Origin of the sequence: Sphingomonas sp. CCH9-E2 (genome assembly GCF_001557215.1) — a bacterium.
Taxonomy (GTDB): domain Bacteria; phylum Pseudomonadota; class Alphaproteobacteria; order Sphingomonadales; family Sphingomonadaceae; genus Sphingomonas.
Map to the genome: position 1 here is coordinate 1 of NZ_LSJM01000415.1, position 8,485 is coordinate 8,485.

Here is an 8,485-nt window from a genome sequence, read left to right on the forward strand (position 1 = left end):
GGCGGGTGGCGCACCGCCGGGATCGGGAAAGTGGCGTTCGATATTGCGGATCAGCTTGGGCAGCCGCGCGAGCGTCTTGAGGTCTTCCGAAATCCGGTCGGCGATGAACGCTTCCGGCCCCAATTCGGTGCGGATCCATTCGCGCACGAACGGCGCGGCGCTGTCCCACAGATTGATGTCGGGGTGCAGCCGCGTCGCGACGCCCTCGACCATCACCATCGTCTTTTGCAGCAGCAGCAGGTGCGGCTGGGTCTGCATGTCGAAATCGCGGGTGATGTTGAACAGGCTGTCCAGCATCATGCCGACGCTCATGTCCTTGACCGCCAGCCCGCGCATCGGCTCGCCCACCGCGCGCAGCGCCGTCGCGAACTCTGCGACATTGTGATGCGGGGGGACATAGCCCGCCTCGAAATGGATCTCGGCGACGCGGCGGTAATTGCCGGTGATCAGGCCGTAGAGAATTTCTGCCAGCCACACCCGCGCACGTCGGTCGATCCGCCCCATGATCCCGAAATCGATCGCCGCGATCCGGTCGCCGGGCAGGGCGAACAAATTGCCTTGGTGCATGTCGGCGTGGAAAAAGCCCTCCGAAATCGCCTGCCGCAGAAACGCCCGGACGAGGGTGTGCGCCAGCTTCTCGGTATCGTGTCCGGCGGCGATCAGGCCGTCGCGGTCCGACAGCTTGATGCCGTTGATCCATTCCAGCGTCATCACCTTGCCGGTGCTGCGCTGCCAGTCGATTGCGGGGACCGTGAAGTCGGGCTCCGCCTCCATCGATTCGGCCAGCTCCGACGCCGACGCCGCCTCGCGCCGCAGGTCCAGCTCGCGCGCGGTCCAGCGCTTGAAGGTTTCGATGACAAGGCGCGGGCGCAGGCGCGATGCCTCGCCGCCCATCCCTTCGACCTGAGCCGCGGCCCATTCATAGGTATCGATGGCGCGCGCGAATTCCGCCTCGATCCCCGGGCGCAGCACCTTGACCGCGACCTGGCGGCCGTCGGTGGTGATCGCGCGGTGGACCTGCGCGATCGATGCGGCGCCGATCGGGGTTTCCTCGACCGACTGGAACAGATCCGTGATCGGCCGACCGAAGCTGTCCTCCATCGCCGCGCGGATCACCGCGAACGGGACCGGGGGCAGGGCATCCTGCAGGCGGAGCAGGTCGTGCGCCGCCGCTTCGCCGATCAGGTCGGGGCGGGTGGCGAGCGTCTGGCCGAGCTTGATCGCTGCCGGGCCGATCGCTTGCAGCGCATCGGCATAGCGCGGCACTTCGGGCACGCGCGCGCCGAACCGGGCGATGCGCGCGAGGCGGCGGACCGGAGCGGGCGTGTTGCGGTCGCGCTCGATCCCACGCAGCGCGCCGTGGCGCGCCAGCGTGCGGCCCCATTTCAGGAGGCGCCACAGATGAACGGCGGGAGCGGTCAAACAATCCTCCCCTGCAAGGGGAGGTGGCGCGCGTAGCGCGACGGAGGGGTGTTCCCCTCTCGATGGCGCGACACCCCTTCGTCATGCCTTCGGCATGCCACCTCCCCTTGCAGGGGAGGATCTAACAGAAGGACCATCAAATCTTCCAGCCGCTATGAATGGCGACCAGTCCGCCCAGCATCGGTTCGACCCTCGTCTGAACGAAGCCCGCATCTTTGATCATCGCCTCGAACGTCGGCATGTCCGGAAAGCGCCGGATCGATTCGACCAGATAGCGGTAGCTGTCGGCGTCGCCCGCGAGCAGCTCGCCGAGCTTGGGCACCAGCCGGTGCGAATAGGCATCGTATACGTCCGCGAATCCCGGCCACAACGTGGTCGAGAATTCGAGCACGAAGAACCGGCCCCCACGGCGCAGCACGCGATGCGCTTCGCGCAGCGCGGCCGGGATGTCGGTGACGTTCCGGATGCCGAAGGCGATCGTATAGGCGTCGAAGAAGCGGTCGGGCCATTGCAGCGTCTCGGCATTCGCCTCGCTCCAGACGAGGCCGTCGATCCCGCGCTTGGCCGCGCGCTCGATCCCCACCGCCAGCATGTCCGGGTTGATGTCGGCCACGGTCACCGCCGCGCCATGTTCGGCCATGCGGAACGCAATGTCGCCGGTGCCGCCGGCCATGTCGAGGATCGCCTCGCCCGCGCGCGGCTTCACGCGGCGGACGAACACGTCCTTCCACACGCGGTGCAGGCCGCCCGACATCGCGTCGTTCATGAGATCATAGCGCGAGGCCACGCTGGAAAAGACGCCGCCGACGCGACGGGTCTTTTCGTCGGGGGCAACCTCTTCATAGCCAAAGGAGACGGTGTCGGTCATGGCCAAGCCCTTAGCCGCCCTTGTGGGCGCGGCAAAGCCCGCTTAGCTGGACAAAATGCCCGAGCTTCCCGAAGTCGAAACCACCGTCCGGGGACTGACCCCCGCACTGCATGGCCAGCGCATCGCGCGCGTCCAGCTGCGCCGCCCCGATCTGCGCCGCGCGATGCCGGTCGATCTGGGGCAGCGGCTCACCGGAGCGACGGTGACCGCGCTGGGGCGGCGCGCCAAATATGGTCTGATCGACACCGATCGCGGTGACACGATGATCTTTCACCTCGGCATGTCGGGACGCTGGCGAATCGATCCGGCGGACCTGCTGACGCACGATCATCTGCTGATCGAGACCGAGGCGGGGCGGCGGCTGGCGCTCAACGATGCGCGGCGATTCGGGTCGGTCGATCTGATGCCCACGGCCGATGTCGGAGCGTGGCCGCCCTTCGCCGCACTGGGGCCGGAACCGCTCGGGCAGCACTTCACCGCCGATCACCTGCGCCAGGCGCTGGTCGGGCGGGTGGCGTCGATCAAATTGCTGCTGCTCGACCAGCGGATCGTCGCGGGCCTGGGCAATATCTATGTGTGCGAGGCGCTGCACGAATCGCGCATCTCGCCCAAGCGCAGCGGCGGATCGCTGACCCGCCCGCAGTTGCAGCGGCTGGTCACGGCGGTGCACGGCGTGCTCGAATTGGCGATTGAAGCGGGTGGATCGACCCTGCGCGACTATGTTCAGCCCGATGGCGAGCTCGGCTATTTCTCGAAGCAGTTCAAAGTCTATGGGCGTGAGGGCGAACCGTGCGATTGCGGTGGGACGGTGGCGCGTTACGCCGAGGGCGGGCGCTCGACCTTCTGGTGCCCGAAATGCCAGAAATAGGGAGTGGTCGCGCGGCGTTGCCGCCCGTTACCGGTTGACCGAATCACCCGCCCTCGCTAAGGGGCGCGCTTTCCCGAGGCGTGGGACGGAAATCCGCGCCTCTTTTCGCATTGAAAACAGGAACGAAGATTCATGGCGAACACGCCGCAAGCCAAGAAGCGCATCCGCCGCAACGAACGCCGCGCCGAAGTCAACGGCGCCCGCGTCGGCCGCATCCGTACCTTCATCAAGAAGGCCGAGAGCGCGCTGACCAGCGGCGACAAGGCGGCAGCGGAAACCGCGCTCAAGGCGATGCAGCCGGAGCTGGCGCGCGGCGTCGCCAAGGGCGTGGTTCACAAGAACACCGCCGCGCGCAAATTCTCGCGTCTGACGAAGCGCCTCGCCGCGCTCGGCTGAATCTGCTTCAGCGACCGGAAATTGGCCCTGCCGACCCTGTGTCGGCGGGGCTTTTCATATGTCCGGCCCCGGCCAGGTCATGATCGCGCGAATCAAGGAATAACCATGAGTCGCGCCGTAACGCAGTTGTAACGATTGAGTTAACTTGCTTAAAAACAACGCATTATCTCAAGAATAACGGTTTTCCGGGGGGTTGAGTGAGTCAACCCTACTTATTTCAGATTCTTTACATGCTGCCCTCTTGATCGACTCAGAAAGGCGTCCCTAAAACGGACTTCCGCCGCAGCGTTCTGGTCGGCGGAATCAGCGAGGGTACCGAACAGCAGCGGGTGTGATTCCGCCTGTGGGATCCTTTTGCCTGAACGAAAATTCGGACGCGAAGGCCGTGCTTTCGCGATGGGGTCGGTGTGTGCGCACGGGTTGCGCGCGCGGGATGGTGTAGTCGGGGGCAACTGGAAGATGGATCAAGCCAAGGCCTGGACACGCGTGCGGGGCAATCTGCGACTTTCCGCAGGCCAGCGGCTGTTCGACCAGTGGCTGAAGCCGATCGTGCTGATCCCGGGCGAGGACGCTGAAACCGTCCGCCTCGGCCTGCCGTCCGCCTTCATGACCAATTGGGTCAAGAATCATTATGCCGACCGGCTGATGATGGAATTTCGTGCGCAGCTTCCCGGTGTGCGCACGGTTTCGATCGAGACCGTCGATGCACGTGCGACTCGCGAACTCGCAACGGCGACCCCTGCGGTCGCTGCGGCGGAGCCCGTCACGCCCTCGGCCCAGGCCGGAGCGGGCGAGCGTCCCAATCTCGATTCGCGCTTCACCTTCGACCGGTTCGTAGTCGACACCACCAACCGCGTCGCCTTTAACGCCGCCAAGGCGCTGGCCGAACCGGGCAAGCCGCGCTTCAGCCCGCTCTACCTCCACAGCAACACCGGCCAGGGCAAGACGCACCTGATGCACGCGATCGGCCATGCGTTCATGGACGCCTGCCCCGATGCGACCGCGATCTACATGCCGGCCGAACGCTTCATGTTCGAATTCGTGCGCGCGGTGCGGGAGAAGGACACCTACGCGTTCAAGGCGCGGCTGCGCGGCGTCGACCTGCTGATGATCGACGATCTTCAGTTCATCGCCGGCAAGGAATCGACCCAGGAAGAATTCTTCCATACGGTCGACGAATTCATGCGCGAGGGGAAGCGCCTCGTGATCGCCGCCGATCGCAGCCCGCTGGCGCTGGAGGGGATCGAAACCCGCCTCGCCTCGCGCCTCGGCTCGGGCCTGGCCGCCGATATCAAGCCGGCCGAATTGGGCCTGCGCCGCACCATCCTCGACCGCAAGCTTGAGGATATGCCGGGTGCGTCGGTGCCGTCGGACGTGCTCGACCTGCTCGCCGCGCGGATCAGCTCGTCGGTGCGCGAACTCGAAGGCGCGCTCAACCGTCTCGTCGCCTATGCCCAGCTCAACAACGAGGTTGTGACGATCGAATTCGCCGAAAGCGTGCTCGGCGAAGCGCTGCGCGGCAGCCAGCGCCGCGTGACGATCGACGAGATCCAGAAGGCGGTGTCGAGCCACTTCGACGTCAAGCAGCTCGACCTCGTGTCGCAGCGCCGCGCGGTCGCCATTGCCCGCCCGCGCCAGATCGCGATGTACCTCGCCAAGCGCCTGACCACGCGCTCGCTACCCGAAATCGGCCGCAAGTTCGGCAACCGTGACCATTCCACCGTGATCCACGCTGTCCGCCGCATCGAAGAATTGCGCGGCACCGACAGCGAGATCGACGGTGCCGTCCGCAGCCTGATGCGGCAACTCGAGGCCTGAAGCTTGCGTCTCCCTGCGGGGGGACGCCGGGGTGGGGGGTATTCCCCCCGGAACTACATACCCTCCACCCCAAGCTTTGTGGCCCGGTGCGCGGCCGGGGTCAGCGCGGCAGTTCGTCCAGAAACGCCGCGACGTCCGCCAGGTCGACCTGCTTGTCGAGATAAGTCTGCCCGATCCCGCGTGCGAGCAGGAAGGGCAGGGTGCCGGCGTCCATCTTCTTGTCGTGCAGCATATGGCCGACCAGCGTCGCGCCTGACGCGGTGATCCCGGCGCTGGCGAGATCGTGGGGCATGTCCATCGCTTTCAGATGTGCCGCGACCCGCTCGGCGTCCTGCCCCGGGCACAGGCCGCGCCGCGCCGAATAGGCAAAGGCCAGCGCCATCCCGGCAGCGACGCCCTCGCCATGCAGCAGCGCGTCGGAGAAACCCGTCTCCGCCTCCAGCGCATGGCCGAAGGTGTGACCGAGGTTGAGCAGCGCGCGCACCCCGGTCGTCTCGCGCTCGTCCGCTGCAACGATCCGCGCCTTGGCAGCGACCGAATGCGCGATCGCAGTTTCGCGCGCCGCCGGGTCTCCCGCGAGCAGCGCCGCGCCATTGGCCTCGCACCACTCGAAAAAATCGAAATCGTCGATCAGGCCATATTTCACGACCTCGGCATAGCCCGCGCGCAGGTCGCGGAGCGGCAGCGTGTCGAGCAGGTCCGGATCGATCAGCACCAGCGACGGCTGGTGGAACGCGCCGATCAGATTCTTGCCCGCGCGGCTGTTGATCGCGGTCTTGCCACCGACCGAGCTATCGACCTGCGCCAGCAGCGTCGTCGGGATCTGCACGAAATTGCAGCCGCGCTTGAGGATCGACGTGGCAAAGCCGACCAGATCGCCGATCACCCCGCCGCCCAGCGCGATGACATGGTCGCCGCGCTCGATGCCCCGGTCGAGCAGCGCGTCGGTCAGTGCTTCGAGCTGCCCCCAGCTCTTGGTCGCCTCGCCCGCCGGCAGCGTGATGATGTCGCTCGTGAGGCCACCATGGTGCAGCAGTGCCGCGAGCCGCGCGGCATGCGGCGCGACATTGGCATCGGTGACGATGACGAACGGCCGCCCGCGCGACAGTGGTGCCAGCTGCTCCGCGGCCTGAGTCAGCAGCCCGCTGGCAATGCGCACCTCATAGCTGCGTGCGCCCAGCGCGACCGGAACGACCGTCACCGGCCCAGCTCCGCCAGGATCGCGCTCACCGTCGCTTCGTGCGGTGCGACCTTGCTCACCACATGGATCGGGGCGAGCGCGTAGATCGGGTTGCGGATTTCGGCGAGTTCGGTGAGCACTTTCAACGGATCCTTTCCGCGCAGCAGCGGGCGATGGTCGCGCTTGGCGACGCGTTCGGCCAAGACCTTGGGCGCGGCGTCCAGCCAGATTGCGGTCGCCTGGTCAAGGATCAACGCGCGGGTCTCGTCGTTGAGGAAAGCGCCGCCGCCGGTCGCGATTACCTTGGGTTCGCCGTCGATCAGCCGCGCGATCACGCGGCGTTCGCCGTCGCGGAAATGCGGTTCGCCGAATCGCTCGAAGATCTCGGCGACGGTCATCCCTGCCGCCGCCTCGATCTCCGCGTCCGCATCGACAAACGGCAGTTTGAGCCGCTGCGCCAGACGGCGGCCCACCGTGGTTTTGCCCACGCCCATCAGGCCGATCAGCACGATCGGGCGGGTAATCGGTCCAGGATTGGCGGGGTGGGTTTGCAGCATGGTCGCGGGGGCTATACAGCGAGCATCGCGCTCGGGCAAAAGGCCCGGTGCCTGTAATCAGAACCGGTTTGAGGGGGTCGATGTCCCGTTCGCTCATCATCATCGTCATTGTCGCTATCCTGTTGATCGGCGGACTGTTTTTCCTCGCCGGTCGCGATACGGAGAAGCAGCCGGCGCGCGTCGAGAAGGTCGTCCCGCTTGAAAATCTCGCGAACTAAGACCGCGCTCGCCGCCGTTCTGGTGGTCGCTGCCGGCGTCGGGATTCCCGCGCTGGGGCAGGATCGCCCCGAATCGCTGCTCCCGCCGGGCTTCGACGATCCGGTTCCGGCACCCGCTCCGGCGCCCGCACCCGCTCCGGCCCCCGCAGCCGGGCCGACGACCGCGCCACGCAGCGATGTGCCGGCCGCACTGCCGGGCGAGCTTGGCAATTCCACGGCTGCAGCCCCGGGCGTTGCACCCGAAGAAGCGGGCGAACTCGATTACGCGACGATCGCCCGCTACGAACTGCCCGACTTTGCCAAGCGCTCGCTGGCGCAGGTCGGGCCGTCGTCGCCCGCGAGCGACGGCCTGCCCGTGGCTGCTTTCGGAAACGCCGATGGCGGCTTCCTCCAGACGCTGATGCGCCGCACCGATGCGCCGGTCGCGTCACGCTGGCTGTCGATCGCGCTGCGCCGCGCACTGCTGTCGCGCGTGAACACCCCGCGCGGCCTCAACGGCGCGGATTTCGCTGCCGAGCGCGCGTGGCTGCTGATCCGCATGGGTGAGGCGGACGCCGCCCGCGCGCTGGTCCAGTCGGTCGACATCGCCAACTATACCCCCAAGATGTTTCAGGTCGCGATGCAGGCGATGCTCGCCACCGCCGATCCCGGCGGCATGTGCCCCATGGTTCAGCCCGCGCTCGACACCGCGCCCGACCGCAACTGGCGGCTGGCGGAGGCGATCTGCGCCGGGCTCGACGGCGATCCGAGCAAGGCCGGGCCACTGATCGACGCCAGCCGTCGCCGCATGGGCAATGCAGTGGATGTGCTGCTCGCTGAAAAGCTGGTCGGCATGGGCGTGTCGGGGCGTCGCGCAGTGACGGTCGAGTGGGACGCTGTGGACCGGATCAGCGCGTGGCGCTGGGGCCTCGCGGTCGCGTCCGACACCGATGTGCCCGAGCGGCTGTACGGCACTGCCGGGCCGCAACTGCGCTACTGGCGCGCGACCGCCCCGATGCTGGGCCTGCGCGACCGCGCCGCTGCGGCCGAGGCGGCGGCGAGCCAGGGCGTGTTCTCCAGCCAGGCACTGACCGACCTGTACGGCGAGATCGAGGCGCAGGAAGATCCCTCCATCGCCGAAGTCGCGGTCGCCCGCGATCTGCGCGCCGCCTTCACCGC

Annotated in this window: 8 protein-coding genes and 1 pseudogene; 5 read left to right on the forward strand and 4 right to left on the reverse strand. The window is 67.1% G+C overall.

Annotated features, from left to right (window positions below; genetic code table 11):
* Positions 1–1,422 (reverse strand): 2-polyprenylphenol 6-hydroxylase (gene ubiB / locus AX681_RS18715; RefSeq protein ID WP_066682609.1); only part of this gene is annotated, 1,422 nt, incomplete at its 3' end.
* A gap of 136 nt (positions 1,423–1,558) precedes the next feature.
* A complete protein-coding gene (locus tag AX681_RS18720) occupies positions 1,559–2,290 on the reverse strand; it encodes a class I SAM-dependent methyltransferase (RefSeq protein WP_066664256.1) in 732 nt (243 codons plus the stop codon).
* A gap of 55 nt (positions 2,291–2,345) precedes the next feature.
* Between AX681_RS18720 and mutM the strand changes: the two genes are divergently transcribed.
* From mutM to dnaA, 3 genes are all read left to right on the forward strand, one after another.
* Positions 2,346–3,158 carry a bifunctional DNA-formamidopyrimidine glycosylase/DNA-(apurinic or apyrimidinic site) lyase gene (gene mutM, locus AX681_RS18725; RefSeq protein WP_066664251.1) on the forward strand — a complete coding sequence of 271 codons (813 nt, stop codon included), beginning with the start codon at positions 2,346–2,348 and terminating at the stop codon, positions 3,156–3,158.
* A 132-nt stretch (positions 3,159–3,290) separates the two neighbouring features.
* Positions 3,291–3,554: a 30S ribosomal protein S20 gene (gene rpsT, locus AX681_RS18730; RefSeq protein WP_066664248.1), complete on the forward strand. Its 264-nt coding sequence runs from the start codon at positions 3,291–3,293 to the stop codon at positions 3,552–3,554.
* Positions 3,555–4,013: 459 nt separating this feature from the next.
* Positions 4,014–5,372 (forward strand): chromosomal replication initiator protein DnaA, encoded by a 1,359-nt coding sequence (gene dnaA / locus AX681_RS18735; protein WP_066664246.1) that lies wholly within the window; start codon positions 4,014–4,016, stop codon positions 5,370–5,372.
* A gap of 100 nt (positions 5,373–5,472) precedes the next feature.
* Here the strand turns inward: dnaA and aroB are convergent, their stop codons facing one another.
* Positions 5,473–6,573 (reverse strand): 3-dehydroquinate synthase, encoded by a 1,101-nt coding sequence (gene aroB, locus AX681_RS18740; protein ID WP_066664244.1) that lies wholly within the window; start codon positions 6,571–6,573, stop codon positions 5,473–5,475.
* Positions 6,570–7,109, reverse strand: coding sequence for a shikimate kinase (locus AX681_RS18745; protein ID WP_066664242.1), 540 nt, complete (start codon positions 7,107–7,109; stop codon positions 6,570–6,572). The genes aroB and AX681_RS18745 overlap by 4 nt, the downstream gene beginning before the upstream one ends.
* Before the next feature lie 80 nt (positions 7,110–7,189).
* Between AX681_RS18745 and AX681_RS22660 the strand changes: the two genes are divergently transcribed.
* Both AX681_RS22660 and AX681_RS18750 read left to right on the forward strand, forming a co-directional pair.
* The gene (locus tag AX681_RS22660; RefSeq protein ID WP_197422048.1) at positions 7,190–7,327 is read left to right on the forward strand and encodes a hypothetical protein; all 138 of its coding nucleotides are present in this window, start codon (positions 7,190–7,192) and stop codon (positions 7,325–7,327) included.
* Positions 7,308–8,485, forward strand: a pseudogene (locus AX681_RS18750) (hypothetical protein); the annotation flags it as partial. The gene AX681_RS22660 and the pseudogene AX681_RS18750, both read left to right, overlap by 20 nt.